Source organism: Caproiciproducens lactatisolvens (assembly GCF_052443335.1).
Taxonomy (GTDB): domain Bacteria; phylum Bacillota; class Clostridia; order Oscillospirales; family Acutalibacteraceae; genus Caproiciproducens.
In genome coordinates, this window is the sequence record NZ_CP195750.1 from 1,292,434 (window position 1) to 1,316,578 (window position 24,145).

General features: G+C 51.6%; 27 protein-coding genes and 1 tRNA gene. 17 read left to right on the forward strand and 11 right to left on the reverse strand.

The window, feature by feature from the left end:
- The 3 genes from ACRQV7_RS06310 (at position 1) to ACRQV7_RS06320 (ending at position 1,403) form a co-directional block, all read left to right on the forward strand.
- A complete protein-coding gene (locus ACRQV7_RS06310; RefSeq protein WP_038323665.1) occupies positions 1–180 on the forward strand; it encodes a hypothetical protein in 180 nt (59 codons plus the stop codon).
- Positions 181–250: 70 nt separating this feature from the next.
- Entirely contained in the window at positions 251–1,258 is a 1,008-nt protein-coding gene (locus ACRQV7_RS06315; RefSeq protein ID WP_444660242.1) for a M23 family metallopeptidase, read from the forward strand.
- 58 nt (positions 1,259–1,316) lie between these two features.
- Positions 1,317–1,403 (forward strand) — tRNA-Leu (locus ACRQV7_RS06320).
- 342 nt (positions 1,404–1,745) lie between these two features.
- On the opposite strand, the gene ACRQV7_RS06325 is transcribed toward ACRQV7_RS06320, so the two are convergent.
- From ACRQV7_RS06325 to ACRQV7_RS06350, 6 genes are all read right to left on the reverse strand, one after another.
- Positions 1,746–1,991 carry a spore coat protein gene (locus tag ACRQV7_RS06325; RefSeq protein WP_444659863.1) on the reverse strand — a complete coding sequence of 82 codons (246 nt, stop codon included), beginning with the start codon at positions 1,989–1,991 and terminating at the stop codon, positions 1,746–1,748.
- Positions 1,992–2,003: 12 nt separating this feature from the next.
- Positions 2,004–2,189 (reverse strand): hypothetical protein, encoded by a 186-nt coding sequence (locus tag ACRQV7_RS06330; protein WP_444659864.1) that lies wholly within the window; start codon positions 2,187–2,189, stop codon positions 2,004–2,006.
- Positions 2,190–2,362: 173 nt separating this feature from the next.
- Positions 2,363–3,337 (reverse strand): D-2-hydroxyacid dehydrogenase, encoded by a 975-nt coding sequence (locus tag ACRQV7_RS06335; protein WP_444659865.1) that lies wholly within the window; start codon positions 3,335–3,337, stop codon positions 2,363–2,365.
- A gap of 115 nt (positions 3,338–3,452) precedes the next feature.
- Positions 3,453–5,306, reverse strand: coding sequence for an asparagine synthase (glutamine-hydrolyzing) (gene asnB, locus ACRQV7_RS06340; protein WP_444659866.1), 1,854 nt, complete (start codon positions 5,304–5,306; stop codon positions 3,453–3,455).
- Positions 5,307–5,455: 149 nt separating this feature from the next.
- Positions 5,456–6,034, reverse strand: coding sequence for a DUF1836 domain-containing protein (locus ACRQV7_RS06345; RefSeq protein ID WP_444659867.1), 579 nt, complete (start codon positions 6,032–6,034; stop codon positions 5,456–5,458).
- Positions 6,031–6,888, reverse strand: a complete 858-nt coding sequence (locus ACRQV7_RS06350; protein ID WP_275714069.1) for an AraC family transcriptional regulator — start codon at positions 6,886–6,888, stop codon at positions 6,031–6,033. Before ACRQV7_RS06350 ends, ACRQV7_RS06345 begins: the two co-directional genes overlap by 4 nt.
- A gap of 193 nt (positions 6,889–7,081) precedes the next feature.
- Between ACRQV7_RS06350 and ACRQV7_RS06355 the strand changes: the two genes are divergently transcribed.
- The 3 genes from ACRQV7_RS06355 (at position 7,082) to ACRQV7_RS06365 (ending at position 11,295) form a co-directional block, all read left to right on the forward strand.
- The gene (locus ACRQV7_RS06355) at positions 7,082–7,441 is read left to right on the forward strand and encodes an OadG family protein (protein WP_275714071.1); all 360 of its coding nucleotides are present in this window, start codon (positions 7,082–7,084) and stop codon (positions 7,439–7,441) included.
- A 30-nt stretch (positions 7,442–7,471) separates the two neighbouring features.
- A complete protein-coding gene (locus tag ACRQV7_RS06360; RefSeq protein WP_442867974.1) occupies positions 7,472–8,713 on the forward strand; it encodes a sodium ion-translocating decarboxylase subunit beta in 1,242 nt (413 codons plus the stop codon).
- Positions 8,714–8,901: 188 nt separating this feature from the next.
- Positions 8,902–11,295 carry an ATP-dependent helicase gene (locus ACRQV7_RS06365; RefSeq protein WP_444659868.1) on the forward strand — a complete coding sequence of 798 codons (2,394 nt, stop codon included), beginning with the start codon at positions 8,902–8,904 and terminating at the stop codon, positions 11,293–11,295.
- 76 nt (positions 11,296–11,371) lie between these two features.
- Here ACRQV7_RS06365 and ACRQV7_RS06370 read toward each other — a convergent pair whose 3' ends face one another.
- The 4 genes from ACRQV7_RS06370 to ACRQV7_RS06385 all read right to left on the reverse strand — a co-directional run bounded on the left by ACRQV7_RS06370 (position 11,372) and on the right by ACRQV7_RS06385 (position 14,632).
- On the reverse strand, positions 11,372–11,830 hold the full coding sequence (locus tag ACRQV7_RS06370; RefSeq protein WP_444659869.1) for a hypothetical protein: 459 nt from the start codon (positions 11,828–11,830) through the stop codon (positions 11,372–11,374).
- 416 nt (positions 11,831–12,246) lie between these two features.
- A complete protein-coding gene (locus ACRQV7_RS06375; RefSeq protein ID WP_444659870.1) occupies positions 12,247–12,480 on the reverse strand; it encodes a hypothetical protein in 234 nt (77 codons plus the stop codon).
- Between the two features lie 254 nt (positions 12,481–12,734).
- Complete coding sequence (locus ACRQV7_RS06380) at positions 12,735–13,016, reverse strand: GNAT family N-acetyltransferase (protein WP_444659871.1); 282 nt, start codon at positions 13,014–13,016, stop codon at positions 12,735–12,737.
- A 131-nt stretch (positions 13,017–13,147) separates the two neighbouring features.
- On the reverse strand, positions 13,148–14,632 hold the full coding sequence (locus ACRQV7_RS06385) for a recombinase family protein (RefSeq protein WP_444659872.1): 1,485 nt from the start codon (positions 14,630–14,632) through the stop codon (positions 13,148–13,150).
- 182 nt (positions 14,633–14,814) lie between these two features.
- Here ACRQV7_RS06385 and ACRQV7_RS06390 point away from each other — a divergent pair, with 182 nt between their 5' ends.
- Both ACRQV7_RS06390 and ACRQV7_RS06395 read left to right on the forward strand, forming a co-directional pair.
- Positions 14,815–15,015 carry a hypothetical protein gene (locus ACRQV7_RS06390; RefSeq protein ID WP_444659873.1) on the forward strand — a complete coding sequence of 67 codons (201 nt, stop codon included), beginning with the start codon at positions 14,815–14,817 and terminating at the stop codon, positions 15,013–15,015.
- Positions 15,012–15,146 carry a hypothetical protein gene (locus ACRQV7_RS06395; protein ID WP_444645042.1) on the forward strand — a complete coding sequence of 45 codons (135 nt, stop codon included), beginning with the start codon at positions 15,012–15,014 and terminating at the stop codon, positions 15,144–15,146. Before ACRQV7_RS06390 ends, ACRQV7_RS06395 begins: the two co-directional genes overlap by 4 nt.
- 195 nt (positions 15,147–15,341) lie before the next feature.
- On the opposite strand, the gene ACRQV7_RS06400 is transcribed toward ACRQV7_RS06395, so the two are convergent.
- The gene (locus ACRQV7_RS06400) at positions 15,342–15,518 is read right to left on the reverse strand and encodes a hypothetical protein (protein WP_444659874.1); all 177 of its coding nucleotides are present in this window, start codon (positions 15,516–15,518) and stop codon (positions 15,342–15,344) included.
- Between the two features lie 601 nt (positions 15,519–16,119).
- Between ACRQV7_RS06400 and ACRQV7_RS06405 the strand changes: the two genes are divergently transcribed.
- From ACRQV7_RS06405 to ACRQV7_RS06445, 9 genes are all read left to right on the forward strand, one after another.
- Complete coding sequence (locus ACRQV7_RS06405; protein ID WP_444659875.1) at positions 16,120–17,121, forward strand: anion permease; 1,002 nt, start codon at positions 16,120–16,122, stop codon at positions 17,119–17,121.
- A 70-nt stretch (positions 17,122–17,191) separates the two neighbouring features.
- Positions 17,192–17,824, forward strand: a complete 633-nt coding sequence (locus ACRQV7_RS06410) for a DUF47 domain-containing protein (protein WP_444659876.1) — start codon at positions 17,192–17,194, stop codon at positions 17,822–17,824.
- A 148-nt stretch (positions 17,825–17,972) separates the two neighbouring features.
- Positions 17,973–18,743, forward strand: coding sequence for an FAD-dependent thymidylate synthase (gene thyX, locus ACRQV7_RS06415; RefSeq protein ID WP_444659877.1), 771 nt, complete (start codon positions 17,973–17,975; stop codon positions 18,741–18,743).
- Entirely contained in the window at positions 18,743–19,408 is a 666-nt protein-coding gene (locus ACRQV7_RS06420) for a dTMP kinase (RefSeq protein ID WP_444659878.1), read from the forward strand. Before thyX ends, ACRQV7_RS06420 begins: the two co-directional genes overlap by 1 nt.
- 37 nt (positions 19,409–19,445) lie before the next feature.
- Positions 19,446–20,330 (forward strand): GNAT family N-acetyltransferase, encoded by an 885-nt coding sequence (locus tag ACRQV7_RS06425; protein WP_444659879.1) that lies wholly within the window; start codon positions 19,446–19,448, stop codon positions 20,328–20,330.
- 16 nt (positions 20,331–20,346) lie between these two features.
- Complete coding sequence (locus ACRQV7_RS06430; RefSeq protein WP_444659880.1) at positions 20,347–20,886, forward strand: DJ-1 family glyoxalase III; 540 nt, start codon at positions 20,347–20,349, stop codon at positions 20,884–20,886.
- A complete protein-coding gene (locus ACRQV7_RS06435) occupies positions 20,877–21,473 on the forward strand; it encodes a 5-formyltetrahydrofolate cyclo-ligase (protein WP_444659881.1) in 597 nt (198 codons plus the stop codon). Before ACRQV7_RS06430 ends, ACRQV7_RS06435 begins: the two co-directional genes overlap by 10 nt.
- Positions 21,474–21,511: 38 nt before the next feature.
- Positions 21,512–22,825: an endolytic transglycosylase MltG gene (gene mltG / locus ACRQV7_RS06440; protein ID WP_444659882.1), complete on the forward strand. Its 1,314-nt coding sequence runs from the start codon at positions 21,512–21,514 to the stop codon at positions 22,823–22,825.
- Positions 22,826–22,845: 20 nt separating this feature from the next.
- Positions 22,846–24,069 carry a peptidase U32 family protein gene (locus ACRQV7_RS06445; RefSeq protein ID WP_275714105.1) on the forward strand — a complete coding sequence of 408 codons (1,224 nt, stop codon included), beginning with the start codon at positions 22,846–22,848 and terminating at the stop codon, positions 24,067–24,069.
- Positions 24,070–24,145: the final 76 nt, after the last annotated feature.

Sequence of the window (24,145 nt, forward strand, 5' to 3'; positions counted from 1 at the left end):
ATGTTTGAGAATTGGCGGAAGAACAGGAAAAAAGAAAATAAAGAATATACGGATGTAGACAAAATGGCGGCTACGCTTCCCAATATGAGCAAAAGCGAGATTCCGACCGATGTGCTGGGCAGTTATACCGGCACGGCCAGAGACGGTGAAAAACCGGATCAGGACGCGGATGACCTTTGAATTTTTGCAATATTTTCAGCCCTTCCTTCATAATAATGGATAGACAGTAGGTGATTGCTTGTTGAATCGTATGATTATGAAGAGAAAAAGGCTCATTGCTTTTATCCTTGTCCTCGCGGCGGCGGCAGGAATTGCCGCCGCTTCAGGCCGTTACGGAGAAAGTGTGCCCGCGGATGCACAGATGGAGAGTTCAGCGTCGTCTTCCTCCGGTGATTACATAAAGTACGTTGAGTTCAACGTGCCGTATCTTGCTCTCAAAAAAGCAATGAATCTGGATATTGCCTCTCAGAAAGAGGAGAAGAAGGTAAGCTGGATCGAACTGCTTGCCTATCTTGCCGCGAAGTACGGCGGAAATTTTTCACGCTATAAGAGCAATGACCTGGACGTTCTGATGTCAAAGCTGGAAACGCAGAGCATGGCGGACCTGACAAAGGACATGAAATATTATCCCTACTATTTTAAGGCGTACACGGCGGTTCTGGGCGGACTTCTCGGTACCTATACCGACGGCAGCGGGGAGGAGAAATACGGCCTGATCGGATTTTCACCGATTGCCAAAACCTTTCCGTATGAGGAATACGACGATTTCGGCGCATCCCGGACTTACGGATACAAGCGGCAGCACCTCGGCCACGATATGATGGCTGCGACCGGCACGCCCATCATCGCGGTGGAATCCGGTATTGTGGAGGCGCTGGGCTGGAACCAGTACGGCGGCTGGCGCATCGGGATCCGCAGCTTTGACAAACAGCGCTATTATTACTATGCGCATTTAAGGCAGAACCGCCCCTATGCCGCCAATCTCGCGGTCGGCCAGACGGTGACCGCCGGCGACGTCATCGGATATGTGGGCCATACGGGTTATAGTACGAAGGAAAATGTCAATAATATTAAGGTGAGCCATCTGCACTTCGGCCTTCAGCTGATTTTCGACGAGAGTCAGAAGGAAAGCGTCAACGAAATCTGGGTGGATGTGTATCAGCTGTGCAAGCTGCTGCGTCAAAATCAGTCCGAAGTGGTGCGTGACAGCGCCACAAAAGAATATTCCCGAAAAAACCAGATTCAAATTCAGTATTGACAGGAAAATTCTATTTGATTTTGCCGTTGTGCTATGCTATAATAGCAACTGTTAAATTGCTGGTGTGGCGGAATCGGCAGACGCAAGGGACTTAAAATCCCTCGGTGGCAACACCGTATCGGTTCAAGTCCGATCACCAGCACCAAAACAGGGGATGCCCGCATGGGCATCCCCTGTTTTTGCGTTGATGACCCCAAGAATCTGGAACCCGGCACAAGTCGGGAGAAAGAATCAGGGTTGCCTTAACGGATGAAATACGCAGGGACTCGCGGAACGCGCGCCGTTGTACGACCGCCCAAGTCCGATCAGCAGCGAGTCACCGCTGACAATTCGCGTTGGTGACCCAAGAACCCGGAACCCGGTACAGACCGAAAGGGCAAACAACTGCCAGGTAGAAAGAAGCCCCTGAGTGAACGGATTTTTTCGTTCACTCAGGGGCTTCTGAACTGATAGAAATGCTCTCAGATCACCGGGCGTCTCTGGAAGATCAGCCCTGCAGCTGCGTTTTGATCTGCTGAATCTCCTGCTCGTTTGCCTGTGCGGCCGGTTTGTAAAAACCTTTTGTCTCGGCAAGCTTGTACAGCTCGTACTGCGAAGTTTCGCACTTGTTGCGGATTTGCTGGAGCGTTGACCTCAGATTTTGGTTTGCGCATTCGGAAATCGCGTTAGCGTAAAAAGTCAGGTCGCTTTTCTCCATGGACAGAGCATCGTTTACCATTGTTTTTTCCTGCATCGTTTACACCTCCTACTGTAAAAAAGTCATAAGCTGTTGTTTGGTGTTCTTTGCATCCTGAGCGGCCTTTTCAAAGAAAGATTTCACCTGGGGGTCCGTTGCCTGCTGAGCATAAGTCTGCATTTTTTCACAGGCGGTATCGTGTGCTCCCAGCATATGCCGCAAGTTCTGCAATTCCATTTGATTTAGCTGTGCCATATGGAACATTCCTTTCTGTATGAATTTTTCATTATAGCTTGCGATGTTTTTATTATTTTATACCTTAAGGGAATGAAAAAACAGAATATTTCGGCGGAACAGTAAAACGCTGCAGCCCCACATTTTTACGGGGCTGCAGCGTTTTTATCTTTGAGAAAATCTTTGAATTCTCTTTATTGTTTTTTCACCCGATAGCCGGTGGCAAAGTCGACAGTGTTGTTGAGCGGTTCACCGTTTGCGTAATGCTTCAGGTTTTCCGCAGCAATGCGCACCACGCGCTCAAGGGTTTCCTGCAAATGATAAAGCCCCGATATATGGGGCGTGACCACGGCGCTGGGGATATCCCAGAGCCGGTGATCTTCCGGCAAGGGCTCCGGGTCCGTCACATCAAGGCCGGCTCCGAAGAGGCGCCCGCTTTCCAGCGCGTCGCAGAGCGCTTCGGTATCGATAAGCGTACCGCGTCCGACGTTCAGGAGGATCGCGCCTTCTTTGAGCAGGGCGAGGCGTTCGCGCGAAAACAGGTGATCGGTTTCCTTTGTGGCGGGCAGGCAGAGGGCGACAATATCCGCGCGTGGCAAAAGGCTGTCCAGATCCGTGGTCAAATGCATTTCGTCGGCGTACTCCGGCTTCTCTCCGCCGGTGCGGCGCAGCCCGATGACGTACGCGCCCAGCGCTTTTACCTTTTGGGCAAATTCGCCGCCGATATCCCCCATACCGAGCACCAGTACGGTAGAACGATAAATGGACTTCACCTTGCCCTGACCCTTCCAGACATGCAGCTTCTGCGCGTCGCGGTAGGTGTGAAGACGTTTGATGATTTCCAGAAGCATGCCAAGCATATGTTCGGAAACCGCAAGGCCGTACGCCCCCGTCGAATTCGTCAGCGCCGTGCCTTTGGGAAGGATGCCTTCCTTCAGGTAAGGATCCACCCCGGCGCTGTTGCAGTGCAGCCACTCCAGATTCGGGGAATTCTTCAGGTACTCCGCCGGCGGGTTGCCGATGATGATCTGGGCGTCCTGCACCTGCTCTCTGGTGACGCTTCTGTAGGAGCTGTACGTAAACCGGCAGTCCGGGGCGGATTGTTCGAGCAGCGATTGATGCTGTGCTTCGGCGGGAAGAAAAACAAGGATTCGCTTGGAAAAAGTCATGATGATACTCCCTTGCAATTATTATAGGATGTATTTTTCTGGTTTGAAATTTGTTTTATTGTATAACAGGAGCTTCCAAATTGCAACCGGGAAATGCTTTCATCGGGACGGGGAATTACAGTTCAATCGCGATATCGTATTTCTTCAGCCAGTAGTTGATCTGAAGCAAATAGGCCATCATCTGGGGACCCGCCATCAGCTGGCCGAACCACGGCTTGCCGTAATCCGATTTTTCACTGAGCAGCTCCGCGGCGGCGGTTTCGCTGACGAGCTTGTGAAGCGGTTCTTCCCTGTTCGACAGGATTTCCGTCAACCTTTGCTTCACAAGCGTTTCGTAGGCCGGATTATGCGTTTTGGGATAGGGGCTCTTTTTGCGCATCAGAATGTCTTCGGGCAGCCATTCCCGCGCCGCGTCGCGCAGCAGGCCTTTCACCACGCCGTCGTGACATTTGTATTCCCAGGGAGTGTTGAACACATACTGCACGATCCGGTGGTCGGCGTACGGCACACGAACCTCGAGACCGCTTGCCATGCTCGACCGGTCCTTGCGGTCAAGCAGGGTGGACATAAACCAGTTGATGTTCAGGAACGAAATTTCCCTGCGCCGCTTTTCCTGCGCGCTTTCGCCCTCCAGGACGGGAACGGCGGCAATGGATTCTTCATACCGCATATTCACATACTCCCCGATGTGCAGCGCGTCGGCGATTTCGGGAATCAGCAGCCCGGTTCGGATGGACAGGTCGGGCGACCATGGGAAGCAGTGGCCTTCAAATGCCTCTTTCTTATGGAACCACGGGTAACCGCCGAAGATTTCGTCCGCGCATTCTCCGCTGATGCCCACCACATGATTTTTCTTGATCAGGCTGCAGAAATACAGCAGGGAAGAGTCGACATCCGCCATGCCCGGCAAATCCTTCGCCTCAACGGCGTCGTAAAGCTTGTCGGCGAGCATCACGTTGTCGCATTCCAGATAATGGTGGTCGGTCTGAAACAGCTCCGCCATTTTGGCGACCCATGGCTTGTCGGCGCCGGGCTGGAAGGCCGTGGGCTTAAAGTACTTGTCGTTCCCGGTAAAATCAAAGGAATAGGTGGAAAGTGTTTTGCCCGCCGCCCGATAATTCCTTGCCGCCAGTGCGGTGATGATGCTGGAATCGAGGCCGCCGGAAAGAAAAGTGCAGAGCGGCACATCGGAAACAAGCTGTCTGGTGACGGCGTCCTCCACAAGGTACCGTACCCGCTTAACGCTGTCCTCGTAGCTGTCGGGATGCTCGTAGCTCTTCAGCTTGAAATAGGGATATGTTTCAAAACCCTGACTGTCAAACACGGCAATGCAGCCGGGCTTGATTTCCAGTATGTTTTTGAATACGCCGACTCCGGCGGTTCTGGCCGGTCCGATTCCGAATATCTCGCACAGCCCCTGCCGGTCAATCACAGGGTTGATTCCCGGATATTCAAACAGCGCTTTGATTTCCGAGGCGAACACAAGCCGCCCGTTTTCCATGGAATAAAACAGCGGCTTTACGCCGAAACGGTCGCGGCATAAAAAGCAGCAGCCGCGCCTTTCGTCGTCTACCGCAAAGGCGAAAATGCCGTTCAGCTTTTCCGCACAGGCAAATCCGAATTCAATGTAGCATTTCAAAAGGACTTCCGTATCGCTTTTGGTTTCAAACGTATAGCCGAGTGCTTTCAGCTCCGACCGCAGTTCCCCGGTGTTATACAGTTCCCCGTTGTACACGATGGTGTAGCGGAATCCGTCCGCCACAGCGGTCATCGGCTGTTTGCCGCCCTCAATATCCACAACCGCAAGCCTTGTGTGGGCCAGCGCCGCGTGGGCCGAAACATGGACGCCGCTGTCGTCCGGGCCGCGGTGATTGAGTTTTGCTCCCATTCTTTTTGCCAGAGCGCGCCAGAACAGCGCCTCCTCGCTCAAATCGTCATGATAATCACAGAATCCCGCAATTCCACACATAGTAATCACTCGCTTTCTTTTGTCTTTTTTATATTATGCTCATCCGTCATTATGGTTAACAGATCCGCATCGTTTATGTGGAGCGGGGAATGAAAAAACCGCCCCGTATGACGACGGGACGGTTGGATTTCCGGTTTGTGCGATTTGGTTTATTTTTCTTTTTTTTCGCCTTTGCCTTTTTCCGCTTTCGCCTTCTTTTCCTGTTCGGCAGCCAGCTCGCTCAGGATTCTTTCCGCCGCTGTACGGCGCGCGGCGGCCTCTATGGACAGCTCGATCGCCAGCCTGGTCAGTTCGGCGTCGCCTTCTCCCGCGGTGGAACGGACGCGGTTGCCGACCTCCTTCAGCGCGACGGAGTGCGCTTCGCAGAAACGCCTGTACATCTCGTCCTTGGAAGCGTCCTCCAAAAGGGTTTTCAGCAGGGAAGAGATGTCCTGGATGGATAAGACCTGCTTGAGCATACAGATGACCATCAGCATCGCCAGATGCTCGCGGGAATATTTTTTTTGCTCGGGCCGGGGAAGGACCCCGTCCTTTACATAGTTGTTGATCATGCTCGACGTCAGAAGACTGGTGCTTTCGTTGCGCTCAAAAAGGCAGAGCTGTTTGTTCATATAGGTCAGCACCTGGTCCATATATAAATATATTTCCGGCAGCCTTTCCCAGTCCACCGAGCTGTATTCTTCAATTTCCTCCGCCCATTTTGCGATTTGTTCGGCTGCTTCGCTCATTTTGAGTCCTCCTTCGTTTTTGCCGCGCGCTCATAGCAGGTAAAACGGCTTGGCGGCGTGCCCATACATTTTTTGAATACGCGGGAAAAATACAGCTGATCGGAAAAGCCCGCCGAATATGCGACCTCGCCGACCGACAGATTCCCGGATTCCAGAAGCTCGGAAGCCTTGCCGATGCGGTAGCGCATCAGATACTCGTTCGGCGAAAGGGAAATATGCTGCATGAACAGCCGGTACAGGTGGCTGCGGCTGATTCCCACGCTGGAGGCGATATCGGTGATGCCGATATCGCTGGAATAGTTGTATTCGATAAACTTGATCGCCTTCTGCACATACTCGTACCCGTTTGCCTGCTGTGTGGAAGGAACCCCGAATTTGTCCATCAGCGCGGCCAGAAACAGCAGAAGGCCGGATTCCATTCTCGCCTCGTCGCTCGGGCTGGACCCGGAAGCATTGCAGATTTTCAACAGAAGCTCCTCAAAAAGCCGGTCTTCATCATAGTGAAAAACAGGGCTGCGGTCCAGAAGGCCTGTCTGGCTCATCAGCCTTTTTGCGTCGCTGCCGTTGAAGCCGACCCAGCAGTATTCCCACGGATCTTCCCTGTCCGCAACGTAATGGACGACATGCGACGGTTCCACCAGGAAGCCGTCCCCCGCCGAGAGATGGTATTCCTGTCCGCCGCTGGTAAAAGCGCCGTGTCCCGACAAAATATAGTGAATCAGGTAATGGTCGCGTACGGCGGGTCCCCAGGAATGGCACGCGCCGCAGCGCTGGACTCCGCAGCTGTAAACGGCCAGCCCCAGGCTGTTGTGAAAAGGTACCCGGAAAGAACGCCTGAATTCGTCATTTGTCATCAGGAAATCCACCCTCCCTTCCAATATTTCTTTATGAATTTATTATAATTCGCACGTCACATTTATGCAATAAAAATCAAAAAGTAGTAAAATATAATTGAAATAAATACCTTCTTCGTTTATAATTAGATAGAATCATTCATTATTTGTTCATTTTGATAGAATGAAATTTCAGAAGCGAGGGGATAAAATTATGAGTCTTGACCAAAAAATTCAACTTTCTGTCATCGTTTTACTGACTGGCCTGGTCATCGTTTTTATTGTGCTGATCTTTCTGACTTATGTTATTAAAGGCTATGGCAGGGTACTCAGCGGACTGCAAACCAATTCAGACGGCAAAAAGGAAATTTCTGAGCCGCTTGCTGCTGCCCCCCTCCAGTCATTGTCTGTTCAGGGCGGTATTCCCGAAGAAACGGTAGCGGTCATTTCCGCAGCTGTTTACGCTTTATACGGCACGTCCGCCGGGAGGGTGACCGGTATCCGCCGCTCTTCGCAGCCCAGCCGCTCCGCATGGGGAATGGCGGGATTATTGGAGAGTACGCGCCCTTTTTAAAATTGAAAAACAGAAGGGACTGATCCGGTATTGATGATACTGAATGAATTTTTGCGATCCATCCAGGGAATTTTCCAAGCGTCCGGATTTTCCGTAAACGACTGGCGCAACTACGTTATGATAGGGATTGCCTGCGTTTTGATCTATCTCGCCATCAAAAAGCAGTTCGAACCCCTGCTCCTTTTGCCGATTGCGTTTGGTATGCTGCTTGTCAATCTTTTTCCCGCCATTATGGTTCCACCGCAGACGACCATGCAGCTTGTTTCCGATTATATGGCTGCCCACGGCGGCGCGGTGGGAAATTACCCGATTGTGGTTTTAAATGGCCAGCAATACTATCAGGTCACACAGGTCGGCGGACTGTTCTACTATCTGTACCAGGGCGTTAAGCTCGGTATTTATCCTCCTCTGATTTTTCTCGGCATTGGTGCGATGACCGATTTTGGCCCGCTGATTTCTAACCCGAAAAGCTTTTTATTGGGCGCGGCTGCCCAGCTCGGGATTTTTACTACCTTCATCGGCGCGATTTTTCTTGGTTTTTCGGGAAAACAGGCGGGTTCTATCGGAATTATCGGCGGGGCGGACGGCCCGACCGCCATCTTTGTTACTTCAAAGCTTGCTCCGGAGCTGCTGGGTCCGATTGCGGTCGCGGCGTATTCCTACATGGCGCTGGTTCCCATTATTCAACCGCCCATTATGAAAGCGCTGACAACAAAGAAAGAGCGCAGTATCGTTATGGAGCAGCTTCGTCCGGTTTCCAAGCTGGAAAAGATTTTATTCCCGATTATTGTAACGGTGATCGTTTCCCTGCTGCTTCCGGACGCCTGCCCTCTTGTGGGGATGCTGATGCTCGGCAATCTGTTCCGTGAAAGCGGAGTGGTGGGACGCATTTCCAATACGGCTCAAAATGAATTGATGAATATCATTACGATTTTTCTCGGTGTTACCGTCGGTGCAACGGCGACAGGAACGGTTTTCCTGTCCTTGCAGACGATTGAGATTATTGTTCTCGGGCTGCTGGCGTTCAGCTTTGGCACTGCCGGCGGTGTGCTGTTTGGTAAGCTTATGTGCTGGGCGACACACGGAAAAGTCAACCCGCTTATCGGGTCGGCCGGTGTTTCCGCCGTTCCTATGGCGGCCCGCGTGGCGCAGAAGGTTGGCCAGGAAGAAAATCCCGGCAATTTCCTGCTGATGCATGCAATGGGTCCGAATGTGGCCGGCGTCATCGGTTCCGCGGTTGCGGCCGGTGTGCTGATCAGCATCCTTGGATAATATGGCATTATTAAATAACGAAATAATATATTTTTTATGAAATACCCGCACTCGGTTTGGTGCGGGTATTTGTATGTTCCCCCATTTCTATTTGCTATTGTATTCGAAATATTGTATAATTAAACTTATGCAACAAGAAACCTATGGGCGGGCTTCCGCCCAAATTATCAAGTTCTGGCGGTGAATTCATGAACAATACTACTACGGATCAAGTGATAGAGATCAGGAAAAATGTTCTGGATAAGGAATTTTTCAGAATGAATGACAGGCAGAGGGAAGCGGTTTTCTGCGTAAACGGCCCCCTGCTGATCCTTGCCGGCGCCGGAAGCGGGAAAACCACCGTGCTGGTGAACCGTATCGCCAATATCATCCGTTACGGAAACGCCTACATAAGCAAAACCATTTCCGGTGATCTGACTGAGGAAGACCTGAAAGCGGCCAGACGGTATCTGAGCGCGGACGAGCCGTTGCCGCCTCAGGTAAAAGGCCGTTTCGCGGTGGAGCCCTGCCGCCCGTGGCAGATCCTTGCCATTACCTTCACCAATAAGGCTGCCGGAGAGCTGAAAAACAGGCTGATCGCCATGCTTGGGGAGGAAGGGAACGATATCTGGGCTTCCACATTCCATTCCACCTGTGCGCGCATGCTGAGACACGACGGGGAGAAGCTCGGCTATTCCAATCATTTTACGATTTACGACACGGATGATTCCCGCCGGATGATGAAGGAATGTCAGAAAACTCTTGGCATTGACGATAAGATTCTCTCTTATAAGTCCATTCTTTCGGCGATTTCCCACGCGAAGGACAGCATGATCCTGCCCGGGGAATACCTGCAGCAGGCCGGCAGCGACAGCAGGCTGGGGCTGGTCGGACAGGCGTACAAGCTTTATCAGGCAAAGCTGAAGGAAGCGGACGCCATGGATTTCGACGATTTGATCTGCAACGCGGTGTACCTGCTTCAGCAGAACCCGGACGTGCTGAAGTACTATCAGAACAAATTCAGATACGTTATGGTGGACGAGTACCAGGACACCAACCACGCGCAGTACCTGCTGGTAAAGCTGCTTGCCCAGAAGAGCGCAAACCTCTGCGTTGTGGGCGACGACGACCAGAGCATCTACAAATTCCGCGGCGCAACCATCGAGAATATCCTGAGCTTTGAAAAGAACTTTCCAAACGCGAAGGTGATCCGGCTGGAGCAGAATTACCGTTCCACCAAAAATATTCTGAATGCGGCCAACGCGGTCATTGAAAACAACAGGGAGCGCAAAGGAAAAACGCTCTGGACGGACAATCCGGCGGGGGAGAAGCTCGGCGTACACACCGCTTTCAGCGAACAGGACGAAGCGGATTTTATCGCGAAGAAGGTGCTGGAAGGCGTTGCGGCCGGCCGGAAATTTTCCGACCATGCGATTTTGTACCGCATGAATTCCCAGTCGAATATCCTTGAAAAAATCTTTGTAAAATCCGGCATCCCCTACCGCATTATCGGCGGCCTGCGCTTCTATGAGCGGAAGGAAATCAGGGACATGATTGCGTATTTAAGCGTCATCAACAACCCTTACGACGAAATCCGGCTTCGCAGGATCATCAACCAGCCGAAGCGCTCCATTGGGGACAAGACGATTGCACAGGCTACGGAAATCGCCGCCACACTGGGGGAAAGCGTGTTCGACGTGATTAAAAACGCCGATCAGTACGAACCCTTGAAGCGCACCGCGCCCAAGCTTCTGCAGTTTGCCGCGACCATGCAGCAGCTGATTGACGCCGCAAACGATGAAAATACGAGCCTGAATGAGCTTTACCATTTGATTCTTGACAAAACGGATTATATCGGCAGTCTGAAGTCTTCCGAGAACGACGACGTGCAGGACCGGATCGACAACATCAACGAACTTGCGTCCAACCTGATCAAGTACGAGGAGGATAACGGCGAAGAGGCGACCCTTTCCGGCTTCCTCGAGGAAGTCTCCCTGCTGACCGACATCGATAACTTTGACGCAAATTCCGACAGCGTGGTCATGATGACCATCCACTCGGCAAAGGGCCTGGAATTTCCGGTCGTGTTCCTGCCCGGATTTGAAGAAGGAATTTTTCCGGGGATGCAGGCGATCTACAATCCTTCGGAAATCGAGGAGGAGCGCCGTCTGGCCTATGTCGCCATCACCAGGGCGAAAGAGGAACTGTATGTTGTCAACGCGGAAAGCCGCATGATCTTCGGCAGCACCTCCCGCAACAAGCCCTCCCGCTTTGTTGAGGAAATTCCCGAGGAACTGGTTGTCCGCAGCCGCACCAGGGAATGGAAAAAGCCGACGCCGGGAACGGCCCTTCCCACCTCCGCTTTTGAGGCAAGGGCGGTTACGACCGAATCGGCGCGCAGCTTCGGCCCGTCGAACCTGATCCACAGCGAGCCGCCGAAGGTCCGGTTCAAGGTGGGGGACAGCGTGGTCCACAAAACGTTTGGGACGGGGATGATCCTTTCCGTTTCTCCTATGGGCAACGATACCCTTCTGGAGATTGCTTTTGAACAAGCCGGAACAAAAAAGCTGATGGCGAATTTTGCCCGCCTGCAAAAAGTCTGATCAAAGCGACATAAATCCAAAGCCCGCCTGAAAAACAGGCGGGCTTTATCTGTACGTAACAGACTGCTGTCTGACTTTATGCTTTGCGGGAACGGTCGTTGCAGCTGCATTCAGTGACTTTGGGCGGGAAAAACTCGTCGGTCGGAAACTCAATGCGGCGGAACATATCGCATGGATTGTCTGATGTAGTGACACATTCTTTTTCCGGGATGCAGAAGTCATACGCAGGAATCAGCATTTGTACGTTTCTGACAATTTGAACGATTGTAAAAATGCCGAGTGTAACATAAACAGTGCGATCGGAAGCAAAGTCGAGCTGTCCCCCGAAATGTCTGCAGATAGAGTCGGGAATCCGGCAGCAGCTTTCATTGCAATGCGACTGGCAGTCGCAGATTCTGGCGGACAGGCAGATCGGCTCCGCAATCTGACAGGTTGCTTTGGGGAGCACGTTGCCGCACACAGAAGATGGGCTGTCGATGTCGTCCTGCGTGCAATCGGAACTGAACATTTTTACGTTGCCCTCGCTGCCATACAAAATTACCCTCTTATTGAATATGGATACACCATTTACAATGCAGGGGTTTGTGGCCAACGGACAGAATACGTCTACGCATACATCGAAGAAAAAGGTCATATCTACCGAATAAAAGCCCCTGTTGAATGGTACCGGCTCCAGATCAAGGAACACGGTAATGACATCAGCGCTTCTAAGCCTGACGTTTGTCGCATGCTCAATCAGGTCGTGCTTATCCGGTGGGAAATAAACCCTTAAATCTTCAAGGCAATCTTTATCAGAAGAGTATACGGGCTATAAGTACACTCTGGTGGTCAGGTTCGAGTGCGAAAGCAGGTTTGGTATTTATTTATTAAATTTATTATTATATTCATAATGATATCATCAATTCCAGAATACCCGGCAGGTGCTATGTATCGTTACATGAAGAGATGCGCTTACGCAGGCATATTTTTCAACAGGTATTGTTTAGCCGGGCATTCGTCAACACTTTCGTAGTCTTTGTATTCGCCGGTTTCGGAAATGCCTTCCAGATGAAGGAAGGTGGGGTGAATCAATTTGTCGTCAATCTGGCTTGCAACAATATGCAGTTCAATTAAGCCCATTCCGTCTTTTTCGATTTCCATAATTTTTTCTTTCAGAAGCTTGAGATTTACGCTTATTCTTTGCATTTTAAAAACATCCTTTATTTTTATTCGTTGCGCAACATGTTGTAATTTTAGAGGAAATGTTTCAAAATTGCAATAGCGAAAAAAGTCGCAATTTTAGAAATTTTAAGGAATGAAAAAAAATAGGATAAATAAACAAAATGTTCAGATATATTATGGAATTTTTATGAATATTTTTATGCTATTTTGTAGAAATAAGACTATTTTGATTTGTAAGAAAAATAATATCTGAATGCTTCCTGTCGAAGCAGTTAGATTTATGGCTTGTTTATGCGAATATCGTAATACTCAGGATGATTATCAAACCACTTCATGGCGTAGGAGCAGGTAAGGCGCGCTTTCCGGTTTTGCTTTCTCAGCAAAACCGCGGCTGTTTCCATCAGCTTGCCGGCAATTCCCTGGCCCCGAAGGGAATCATCCACGAAGGTGTGGTCGATGTTGACCGTTTGTTCGTCAATGTCGGGGAAGGTGACCTCTGCGACGATTCGGCCGGACTCGTTTTCAGCAAAAATCCGGTTTCTTTCCTGTTTCCATTTCAAATATAACCCCTCCTTTTTCTTGTAGTATGCCATTTTTTACGGTACTTTGTCAATGTGCGGGCCTTATTTTCTGAAGTCTCTTTCCCATTTTGGCAAAGCCGCGCCCGGATGTGCCCGGAAGAGGGATTGGACTACGGATAAAACGGTTTCAGATATACTTCCAGTGTGAACTGCGCTGGTCTGGCGCCCCTTTCCTTGCAATAGACAATTCTGTCCACCATCGCTTTTAAAAGAAGATTCTTTTTTTGCAAAGAGGCCGAATCGTAAGCTTCCAGCACGGTACTGATTCTATTACCGGTGATATCGCAGCTGCCGGAATGCCGGATCATGGCTTTTTCTTTTATCTCCTTTAGCTTGCTCCTTTTTGCTTTTAAATAGGTCTGACGTGTCAGGAACGTATCCGGGTCGTAAATTCCCTGTTCCAGAAAGTCGTGCAGCTTTTCCATCTGGCCGTCGGTGGTTTTAATTTCCGATTCGAGGGCACTGAGCATTTCCCCGCTGTCGGACTGCCGCATCGCAGAATCCTCCTGTGTGATCATGAAACGGCCCATGCTGCGTTTCAGCGCGTTCAGCACCGCGTTTTCCACCAGGGGAAGGGAGGAAGATACCATGCAGCCGGGTTTCTGGCAAAGCAGATAGGTTCCGCCGCCGCGGGTTACCTGCCGCTGCATCAAAGAGCCGCAGTGTGCGCAGTAAACCAGACCGGCAAGCGGATTTTCCACATTGCCCGTATTTGCCGGAGGATGGGACCGGCACGCCGCCGTTTTCTGCGCCTGTTCAAAGAGCTCCCCGTCGATGATGGACGGATGGATTCCCTGTACAACGGTCCATTGATCACGGGGATTTTTCACGGTGATCTGTTTTCTGCCGTCTTTCGCACCCTTCCGGAACTGCGTTTTCTGGTTCCAGACAATTTTGCCTATGTAAGTCGGGTTGTGCAGTATTTTCATGACGGAAGACCTGCCGAACTTTTCGGAGCGGTGCGGTTTTGCGCCCATGGCGTTTACCGTGTCGGCGATCTGCTGGCTGCCCATTCCCTGATTGACGTACAGGTCGAACATCATCCGCACAAACCGGGCCTCTTCTTCCAGGACCGCAAGCGTCGGCCTCTTGCCGACCGTCGTTTTCACGTATCCGTAAGGAGCGTTGGCGATGTATCCCCCTTCCGCAATGGTTTTTTGGATTCCCCGCTGCATCCGGCGCTTGATTGCTTTCAGCTCCTGCCGGGCCATAAAGGTTTCAAATTCCGAATAGGTCTCATCCATCTCATTATTCAGGTCGTACACCTTGCGCGGCGTAATGATCTTTGTGTCCGCGTTTTTCAGTGTCTCCAGAATGACTCCCTGGTCGCTCATGGCGCCGCGCCCCAGACGGTCGATATCCATGCAGAGTACGGCGTCGTATTGACCGTGCTCCACGTCGGCCAGCAGCTGCAGCATCTGGGGACGGGCGTACAGCGATTCCCCGGAAACCACTTCCTCATATATTTTTACCACAGTCAGATCGCTTTTTGCGGCGAATTCCAGCAGGGTCTCCCTGTGTCTCTTTAATGTTTCGTCAACCGTGTCGCTCAGCTCTTCCGCACGGCTTTTCCGCAGATAGACGGCTGTATTCATTTTATCACCCGCTTTCTCTTCCTATATTTATGGAAGAGTTCCGTGAATATTCCGGCCTCCGAATCCTTTGGGATCCGGAGGCCTTTTCCGTTTCCGAATAATTTTGGAATTAACGTGCCGGGAGCGCTTTGGCGCGAATAGGACAAACACCGGAATTCATATTTTTTACCGAGGTGATGCATATGCGCGACACAGGAAAACCGGCCGTCACCGTACATATTTTATCGGGAACGGCCGGAGAGATCGCACACAACAGGGAAAATCTGCGGTATGTAACGGAGCAGATCTGCGGCGAAAAAAGGGGATCCGCCGTGAAAGTGACCATTGACTGGGGAGCGCCGGCGGAGAAAAGCCTTATGAATGGAAAGGGGAAATACCCATGAAATACGAGGTCCTTCAGGGATATATGGCCCTGTGCCGTTATTACGGATGGAAACCGACGTGGGCCGGACTGAAAGCATTTAACCGCGGAGAGCGTGCAAAGAGTCTGAAAAAGGGGGAAAGCAAAAAATGATCTGCGCGCCATGTGAAAAATGTAAGAGAAGGTCCGACAACAGGATTTGCCGCCGTTTTTGCTCCGCCTATAAACGTGCTTTTGAACGGAACGTGGAACGGCAGCTGGATGAAACGCTGTTCCGCCGGCTTGCCAGGATTTCCAAATAAAGCGGGAAGAAAAACAGAACCGCCCCACACGGGGCGGCAGCGTTCCCTATTGTTTTCCCATATACTCCGCAACGCGGTCGTGAAAATGCTCGTAGGAAGTGCTTCCGTTCAGCAGCTTCAGCTGCAGGTCATCCGACAGGGAGAAAAAGAAATCCTTTACCTTTCTGTCCTGCTCGGGCAGATCCGACGGAAATGGGAATTCGTAATATCCTGTATAGTCCAAGCCAATCACCTCTGGAATAGTGTATGACTATTTTTCCGAAACATGCAGAATTTTCCTTTTTTATTCCGGAGGGCGATGAAAGAAAGGCAGGGCATTCGGGTTCGTATGTATCAAACGTGTTTACTGTTCTTCACTGCATGAATCATATACGCGCAGTCCGTCTATGCATACAGCTTCGTTAAAATTTCCTGTGTTTTGCACATTTGCAGATGTTTCCGTGCTATTTCCATCCATAAAATAATCCTCCTAACACATTTAGTGAAACCTTTGTTTCTCAATACCATTTTATGGCGGCTGTTTCATTGTGTTACAGAAATATTTTCCTATTATAAGTCAGATTTTTCGAAATTTTGAAAAACGAATTAAATAATATAAAATAATAAATATATAGTAATATTAATCATTAAAATAGAGTAAAAATCTGCAAAAAATAAGCAATCAATACAAAATTAGCTGATTCCACCCTGATTAATTCGTCCTTTTATCAAATCTTTTCTATTTATATTTTATTAAGATTCTGTTATAATTGTGTTAAATAAATGTAAGATGTTAATCGAAGCTAAGAATTCATCCCTCGACAGGACGAAATGAGGTTAATTTCATGTCACTTGCGCTCATAGTCGCACTTCTCCTTGTGTGCGCTTCCATCTTTGTCAACGGCTGGACGGACGCGCCGAATGCAATCGCCACTGTTGTTTCGACCCGGGTTCTTTCCCCGCGGGCGGCCGTTTTAATGGCCACGGCTTTTAATCTGGTGGGCATCATGTGCTTCGGTACGGCTGTTGCCAGCACTATTGCGAATCTCGTCAATGTCGGAACCGGCTCCAACCCCTTGATCGCCATTTGCGCGGCTCAGCTTTCCATAGTAATATGGTCGGTGTCGGCCTGGAAGTTCGGAATCCCTACGAGCGAAAGCCACGCGCTGATTGCCGGGCTGATGGGTTCGGGAATTGCCTACAACGGCTTTTCCGCCTTTAAGCTGGCCGAATTTCAAAAGGTGCTGTGGGGAATTGTCATCTCGACGATCGTCGGTTTTTTTGCGGCCTATGTCGTCACCAAGGTGATCGGCTTTTTATTCCGCAGGGTGAAACGAGCCAAAGCGAACCGCTTTTTTTCTTTGGGACAGATCGCTTCCGCCGCTTTAATGGCTATGAGCCACGGCGCACAGGACGGTCAGAAATTCATGGGCGTTTTTGTGCTTGTGATTCTTCTTGCAAACAATCAGCCTGTTCCGGCAACGGTACATATTGATATCTGGATTATGCTGCTGTGCTCGCTTGTGATGGCAATCGGTACCTCCGTCGGCGGGTACCGCATCATCAAGACCATGGGCATCGATATGGTCAAACTGGAAAAGTATCAGGGATTTTCCGCTGAAATCGTGGCGTCTCTGTGTATGCTGGTTACGACTGTATGCTCCGGAATTCCCCTTTCCACCACCAACACGAAAGGCACCGCTATGATGGGTGCGGGCGCGGCCAGGCGTTTTTCCGACGTAAACTGGGGAATTGCCAAAGAAATGGTAATGGCGTGGGTACTGACCTTCCCTGCCTGCCTGATTCTTGGTTATGCGATGACCAAACTGTTTATACTGATCTTTTAGAATGGTATAGACGGTATAGAATATGTATATAGGAAAGAATCTGTGTATTTGAAGGGTAAGGGAAACTATCATGAGTAATTTTTTTGCTAAAGGGCCGGACTATTTCTCGTTGTTTGAAAAGGGAATCGGTATTTCCTGTCAGGCTGCAAAAGTGCTTCAGACCTCGTTTACCGATGGAATGATCGACAAAAAAGAAATCACCCTGCTGAAAGAGCTTGAACATGACGGGGACAAGCACGTTCATTACTGCTCCAACCTCATTGCGGACGCTTTTATCACACCGATCGACCGTTCGGATATGATGGATATGGTCCGCGCGATCGAGTCTATTACGGACAGTATCGACGATATCGGGAATCAGATTTATATGATGCATATTTCCGAGGCGAATGAAACGACCGTCAAGCTGGTGGATCTGATCGTCAAAAGCTGCGAAGGCCTGTGTACTTTAATGGCCGACTTTAAGCAGTTTAAGAAAAATCTGAAAAGCATTAAGCAAATGTCTGTTTATGTTAACCATCTGGAAGAAGAGGGAGACGCTATTTTCAGCGAAGCAATGAGAGAACTGTTCGACCCGGCAAACAAAATGGAAATGATCGATGTGATCCGGCTCCAGAATCTTTACAATACGATGGAGAATTCGCTGGATTACTGTGAAGACGTCGCCGACATTGTAGAACAGATTATTATTTCCAACACCTGAGTTCATTGCCTTTTTGAAGCTCACCTTTCTGACGGGTGGGCTTTTATTTTTGCGGCAAAAAGGGTGGGAAAGTTTCATATTGAACCGCACCCAATAGTTTGCTATAATATTCTTAATCATGACATCATTGTGCAAAAGGGGATTTTTTATGGCAAAGGTTACTTTGATTGCTTATACTCCCGAACCGGAAAAAACAGTTGCGCAGGCGGCAAAGCTCTGTTACTCGCCTGCTTCCATAGAAGATATATCGGAAGGACTCACCGACGAGAAGGTTGCGTCCTTTGTGGACATGCTGGCCGAAATCGGGCATGAAAGCCCGATTGAGCACGCGTCCTTCACCTTTGGGATCGAAGGGGTCTCCCGTTCCTTCCTGGCGCAGATGACCCGCCACCGCATCGCCTCCTACAGCGTGCAGAGCCAGCGCTACGTGACGGAAGCCTGTTTTGAATATGTGATTCCGCCGGAGATTGAGGCGATCCCCGAAGCGAAGGCGGAGTTCCTTCTGGCCATGAAGGAGGACCAAAAACACTACGAAAAGCTGACGTCTCTTTTAAAGGAGAAGCATAAAAAAGCGCTGACGGACGCCGGGAAGGATGAAAAATCCGCCGAGCGCGCCGCGCAGAAGCAGGCGATTGAGGACGCGCGGTTTGTTCTGCCCAACGCCTGTGACACCAAGATGGTGTGCACGATGAACGCCCGCTCGCTGTATAATTTCTTTTCCCACCGCTGCTGCAACCGCGCCCAGTGGGAAATCCGCGCCGTTGCGGTGGAAATGCTGCGGCTTGTCCGCGGTGTGGCGCCGCACCTTTTCAAGCACTGCGGGCCGCCCTGCCTGCGCGGTGCATGCCCGGAGGGCAAGATGTCCTGCGGCAAAATCAACGAGGTGCGCGAGTTTTTTAATGGAATAGGGGAAAACTGATGAGCGGAAAATTAATTACCATGGAGGGCCTGGACGGCAGCGGAAAGGCAACGCAGACCGAACTGCTTTGCAAAGCGCTGGCCGGACAGGGCGTGCAGCTGCGCCGCGTTTCCTTTCCGGACTATAACGAACCGTCCTCCGTTCTGGCCAGGATGTACCTGAACGGGGAATTCGGCGCCGATCCCGACGATGTGAACGCGTACGCCGCTTCCTCGTTTTACGCGGTCGACCGTTATGCGAGCTACCAAAAACACTGGCGGCAGGATTACCGTAACGGCTCCCTGATCATTGCCGACCGGTACACCACCTCCAACATCGTGTTTCAGCTTTCCAAGCTGCCGCGGGAACAGTGGCCCGGTTTTGTGGAGTGGGTGCAGGATTATGAATACGACAAGCTGGGACTGCCCCGTCCCGATTTGACCATTTACCTCAATATGCCGCTGGAGGTTTCCCAGAAGCTTTTGAGCGGCAGGTACCATGGAAACGAGGAGAAGAAGGATATCCACGAAAGCAACGCGGAGTACCTGCGCGCATGCCGTATCAGCGCGGACTACGCGGTGCAGAGGCTGAACTGGAAAACGGTTCAGTGCGCGGACAGCGGGGGTCTGAAAACGGTTGAACAGATTCACGGCGAAGTCATGGAGATTGCGGCGGGCGTGCTGTAGCCCGCGGCTTCCCTGCGAAAAAGAAGGACGGTTTGGTATGATTTGTTTTGCTGACTGGGAAATGCGCGGCGAGCTTGCCGAAATCTGGGCAAGCTGCTTTCACGAGCCGGTGCGTCCGGCAAAATATTTTCTCAATAATTATTATAAGCCCGAAAACTGTCTGGTTTATAAAATGGGGGAGAAAACCGCGTCCGTCGTTTATCTGCTGCCCGCCCGGATTCTTGCCGGCCCGGCGGCCGTGCAGGCGCACTATATTTATGCGGCGGCTACTTTGCCGCAGTACCGCGGGCACGGCTGTATGGCGGCGCTTCTGGCCGCGGCCGCGCTGGTGGGGGCCAACCGGGGGGATCAGTATTCCGCGGTGCTTCCCGCCGAACCGGGGCTGTACGGCCTTTATGAAAAGTCCGACTATACGAAATTCTTTCAGGTCGGTACCGTTTCCCTGTCGCTGGAGGAAATGTGCTCTCTGGCCGATTCGGGGATTTCTGCCAGAACCCTTCTGACGTATGGCCAGATGAACGGGCTCCGCCGGGAAAAGCTGGCGGGGAGAACCGGTTCCGTGCTTTGGAGCGACGAAGCGTTTGCCTTTGCCGCCGGAATGGGCAGAATCTACGGAGACAGAATGATCTGCTCCCGCACCGGTGAAAAATTCGCGTACGCCCTGTGCCGCCGGACGGATTCCGACGCCTGTACGGTTCTGGAGCTGATGGCGGACGGCGATACCATCCGTGATCTTGCGGCGAACATTATCAGCGGCTTGCCGGCCGAACGGTATACGTTCCGCCTGCCCGTGTGGGAGACCCTTTTGGGAAAGCAGGGAGAAATATCCGATTTCGGAATGCTGAAGCCCCTCGGAGGGGCTTCGCTGGACCCGCTGCGGCAGGCTTCGGCCGCGCCGTATCTCGGATTGCCGCTGGATTAATTTTGGAGGTGTGAAAATGATTTATCTTTTTCTGGCAAACGGATTTGAGGAAATCGAAGCGCTGGCGACCGTCGATGTTTTAAGGCGCGCCGGCTGCGACGTAGTTACGGTCGGCGTCGGCGGCAAAAAAATCACCGGGTCGCATCGAATCGAAGTGGCCGCCGACATAGAGGAAAAGGAAGCGGTGACGGACGGGCTGGATATGGTGGTGCTGCCGGGCGGAATGCCGGGAACGCTCAATCTTGAAAAATCCCCGATTGTGAAAGCCGTCATCCGTTACTGCGCGGAAAACGATCGATATCTCTGCGCGATCTGCGCGGCCCCCTCCATCCTTGGCCATATGAATCTGCTGAAAGAACATACGGCGACCTGTTTCCCGGGCTATGAGCAGGAGCTGCACGCAAAAACCGTGTCCTCCGGACCGGTCTGCGTCAGCGGAAAGATCATCACGGCGAGGGGCGCGGGCGTCGCCGTCGAATTTGCGCTTCAAATTGTGGAAGTGCTGTTCGGCGCTGAAAAATCAAAGATGCTTAGGAAGTCGATGCAATGTATGTAAGAAATATCCGGGAAATCAAGATGAATCTGCGCGCGCGCTACCGCCAGTTCCGCGAAAAGCTGGGTGAGGACCGGAAAATCAGCCTGGATTCCACGATCCAGAGCAGGCTGCTCGCGCTGCGGGAATACGCGCTGGCGGACACGGTCTTTACGTATGTCAGCAAGCCGATCGAGGTGGACACGATTGCCCTGATCAAGGCCGCGCTGGCCAATCACAAGCTGGTCGCCGCGCCGCGCTGCGTTCCGGACACCTACGATATGGAATTCTTTTATATCACCTCTCTTGACGATCTGGAAAAAGGCAGCTTCGGCGTGCTGGAACCGATCGTATCGAAGTGCCGCAGGGTGACCGATTTTTCCCGGGGTTTCTGCATTGTGCCGGGACTCAGCTTTGACGCGCAGGGGTACCGCCTCGGTTACGGCAAGGGGTATTACGACCGCTTTCTGGCGGAGTTCGGCGGGACCACCGTCGGAATCTGCTATTCCGGCTGTGTCCAGTGGAATCTGCCCCACGGCTACTACGACAAGCCGGTCGACATTCTGATTACAGAGAAATACATCCGGAGAATGGCAAATCAGAAAAACTGAAGTGGCCATCCTGATGGTCAAAACAGGAGGACGTATCCATGAACGACGACAGGGACCTTAACGAGTACCACCAGAAAAAGGTGGAAAGCTTTAAGCTGAATATTCCCGATGAGGATTTAGGCGGTACGCCGGGTACGGACCTTTCTTCCGATCTGCGCGGTACGGACGACGCCGGGGCCAACAGCGTCATCAGCAGCTACAGCGACCCGCGCGAGGCGCAGAGGGCAAAGTCCATGCAGGATGAAGCGGAAATCAAAGCAGAAAGGGCGCACCAGCTCCGCAACAAGGAAAAGGGCAGAAAAAACAAGGGCTTTTTCCGGTTCATCTGGATCATTATGGTTCTGTTTGCTTCCATCCTTTTTTCGCAGTTTCTGATTACGGGAATCAACGATATGCTTGCAATCGGCAAGGAAAAGGTGAGCGTGACGGTCGAAATACCGAAGAACGCCTCTACCAGGCAGGTTGCGGAAGTTCTGAACAGCGCCGGCATTATCCGCGACACGGGTTTCTTTCAGGTTTATTCCAAGCTGACGAAAGCGGACGGCCATTACAGCAACGGCAGCTATAAGATCGATACCAATATGGACTATGAAGCCATTATCAATAACCTTCAGTCTAATATGAACCGTGTGGATACCGTTAAAATCACCTTCAAAGAGGGCGCCAACATCCTTGAAATTGCGGACCTGATGGAGAAAAACGGAGTCTGCTCTTCCAAGGATATGCTTTCCGTCGTAAATTCCGACGCCTTTGATAAAAGCTATGAAATGCTTCAGGCAATCACAAACGAGCCGGACCGCTACTACAAGCTTGAGGGCTACCTTTTCCCGGACACCTATGAATTTTATAAGGACGAGGACCCCGAGCAGGCGGTCGAAAAGCTGATCAGCAACTGCAGCAAGAAGCTGACCAAGCAGATCCGCAATAAGGCGGCGGCAGAGAATATGACGATTGACCAGCTGATGACGCTGGCTTCCATGATCCAGGCGGAAGCGGCGGACAAAGACGATATGTACAAAATTTCCTCCGTTTTCCACAACCGCCTGAACAGCGGCGGAGAGGGCGACCTGCTTCGCCTGCGTTCGGACCCGACCACCTATTATCCGTACCGTACCAAGGCGGCCGTACCGTCCAATATACGCGAAACCTATAAGAGCAAATACGATACTTATACCATCAAGGGTCTGCCCGCGGGGCCGATCTGCAACCCGGGCGCGGATGCGATCGACGCGGCCTTAAATCCCGCAAGCACCAAATATTATTACTTTTGCCATGATAAAGACGGAAAAGCGTATTATGCTGCAACCAATGCGCAGCATGAAGCGAATCTGAAAAAGGCGGGACTGAAATAGAAGGCTTTGGAGGACAGAAATTGACGGATACGAATCAACGCGTTGAGCTGCTTTCCCCTGTGGGTGACAGGGAACGGCTCGGCGCGGCAATCAGCTTTGGCGCCGACGCGGTTTATCTGGCCGGACAGGAGTTCGGCATGCGCACGGCGCCGTCCAATTTTACAAACGAAGAACTGGTTCAGGCGGTGCGATACGCGCACGGAAAAAACGTCAAGGTCTATCTGACCTGCAACACCGTGCCGCACAACGACGAACTCTCGCGTCTGCCGGAATTTCTGCGGTTTGCGCAGGAAGCCGGGGTGGACGCGCTGATCATCGCGGATTTCGGGGTGATGGCGATGGCGAAGAAATACGCTCCGAAGGTGGATATCCACATGTCCACACAGGCCGGCGTCGCGAACTACGTCAGCGCCCGCGAGCTATACGGTCTGGGCGCTTCCCGCGTTGTGCTGGCGCGCGAGCTGAGCCTCGGGGAAATTGCGGAAATCCGCGCCAAAACGCCCCGGGAGCTTGAACTGGAGGTTTTTGTGCACGGCGCTATGTGCGTTTCGTTTTCCGGCCGCTGCCTGTTGTCCAGTTATCTGACCGGGCGCGACGCGAACCGCGGCGACTGCGCGCAGCCATGCCGCTGGGAATACGCGCTGATGGAAGCCAAGCGCCCGGGCCAGTACATGCCGGTTTCCGAGGACGGCCACGGCGCCTATATCCTGAATTCAAAAGATTTATGCATGGTCGAGTATATTCCGGAAATTCTGAAAACCGGCGTGACAAGCCTGAAAATAGAGGGCAGGGCAAAGTCCGCGTACTATGTTTCGGTGACGACCAACGCCTACCGGAACGCCATTGACGAATATTGCGCGGACCCGGAAAAAAAGGTCTCCCCATGGATCATGGAGGAGCTGAACAAGATCAGCCACCGCGAGTACAGCACCGGCTTCTACTTCGGGACCGAACCGGGGCAGGTGTACGGAAACGGCGGCTATGTGCGGGAATACGATGTCATTGCCGTCTGTGAAAGCTATGAAAACGGCGTGGCGGCGCTTTCCCAGCGCAACCGCTTTTTCAAAGGCGATACCGCCGACGTGCTGGAGGCGGGAAACCGTCCGTTCCTGCTTCCGCTGAACGAATTATATGACGGGGACTGGAACCCGATCGATTCGGCGCCCCACGCCACGATGACCGTATTTCTGAAAACCGACCGGCCCATAAAAAAGGGCGCGATCCTGCGCAAGGCAAGAACCTAACCTATCGTATCGATTCCATGCATTGGCAGGGAAAATCATGATTAAAGCTCCTCCATATTGGGAATCCTAACCAGTA

What these genes read in the sequence shown, in the direction of transcription:
- ACRQV7_RS06310 (WP_038323665.1), top strand. Translation starts at nt 1, where the DNA reads ATGTTTGAGAATTGGCGGAAGAACAGGAAAAAAGAAAATAAAGAATAT.
- ACRQV7_RS06315 (WP_444660242.1), top strand. Translation starts at nt 251, where the DNA reads ATGATTATGAAGAGAAAAAGGCTCATTGCTTTTATCCTTGTCCTCGCG.
- ACRQV7_RS06325 (WP_444659863.1), bottom strand. Translation starts at nt 1,991, where the DNA reads ATGCAGGAAAAAACAATGGTAAACGATGCTCTGTCCATGGAGAAAAGC.
- ACRQV7_RS06330 (WP_444659864.1), bottom strand. Translation starts at nt 2,189, where the DNA reads ATGGCACAGCTAAATCAAATGGAATTGCAGAACTTGCGGCATATGCTG.
- ACRQV7_RS06335 (WP_444659865.1), bottom strand. Translation starts at nt 3,337, where the DNA reads ATGACTTTTTCCAAGCGAATCCTTGTTTTTCTTCCCGCCGAAGCACAG.
- asnB (WP_444659866.1), bottom strand. Translation starts at nt 5,306, where the DNA reads ATGTGTGGAATTGCGGGATTCTGTGATTATCATGACGATTTGAGCGAG.
- ACRQV7_RS06345 (WP_444659867.1), bottom strand. Translation starts at nt 6,034, where the DNA reads ATGAGCGAAGCAGCCGAACAAATCGCAAAATGGGCGGAGGAAATTGAA.
- ACRQV7_RS06350 (WP_275714069.1), bottom strand. Translation starts at nt 6,888, where the DNA reads ATGACAAATGACGAATTCAGGCGTTCTTTCCGGGTACCTTTTCACAAC.
- ACRQV7_RS06355 (WP_275714071.1), top strand. Translation starts at nt 7,082, where the DNA reads ATGAGTCTTGACCAAAAAATTCAACTTTCTGTCATCGTTTTACTGACT.
- ACRQV7_RS06365 (WP_444659868.1), top strand. Translation starts at nt 8,902, where the DNA reads ATGAACAATACTACTACGGATCAAGTGATAGAGATCAGGAAAAATGTT.
- ACRQV7_RS06375 (WP_444659870.1), bottom strand. Translation starts at nt 12,480, where the DNA reads ATGCAAAGAATAAGCGTAAATCTCAAGCTTCTGAAAGAAAAAATTATG.
- ACRQV7_RS06385 (WP_444659872.1), bottom strand. Translation starts at nt 14,632, where the DNA reads ATGAATACAGCCGTCTATCTGCGGAAAAGCCGTGCGGAAGAGCTGAGC.
- ACRQV7_RS06390 (WP_444659873.1), top strand. Translation starts at nt 14,815, where the DNA reads ATGCGCGACACAGGAAAACCGGCCGTCACCGTACATATTTTATCGGGA.
- ACRQV7_RS06395 (WP_444645042.1), top strand. Translation starts at nt 15,012, where the DNA reads ATGAAATACGAGGTCCTTCAGGGATATATGGCCCTGTGCCGTTATTAC.
- ACRQV7_RS06405 (WP_444659875.1), top strand. Translation starts at nt 16,120, where the DNA reads ATGTCACTTGCGCTCATAGTCGCACTTCTCCTTGTGTGCGCTTCCATC.
- ACRQV7_RS06410 (WP_444659876.1), top strand. Translation starts at nt 17,192, where the DNA reads ATGAGTAATTTTTTTGCTAAAGGGCCGGACTATTTCTCGTTGTTTGAA.
- thyX (WP_444659877.1), top strand. Translation starts at nt 17,973, where the DNA reads ATGGCAAAGGTTACTTTGATTGCTTATACTCCCGAACCGGAAAAAACA.
- ACRQV7_RS06420 (WP_444659878.1), top strand. Translation starts at nt 18,743, where the DNA reads ATGAGCGGAAAATTAATTACCATGGAGGGCCTGGACGGCAGCGGAAAG.
- ACRQV7_RS06425 (WP_444659879.1), top strand. Translation starts at nt 19,446, where the DNA reads ATGATTTGTTTTGCTGACTGGGAAATGCGCGGCGAGCTTGCCGAAATC.
- ACRQV7_RS06430 (WP_444659880.1), top strand. Translation starts at nt 20,347, where the DNA reads ATGATTTATCTTTTTCTGGCAAACGGATTTGAGGAAATCGAAGCGCTG.
- ACRQV7_RS06435 (WP_444659881.1), top strand. Translation starts at nt 20,877, where the DNA reads ATGTATGTAAGAAATATCCGGGAAATCAAGATGAATCTGCGCGCGCGC.
- mltG (WP_444659882.1), top strand. Translation starts at nt 21,512, where the DNA reads ATGAACGACGACAGGGACCTTAACGAGTACCACCAGAAAAAGGTGGAA.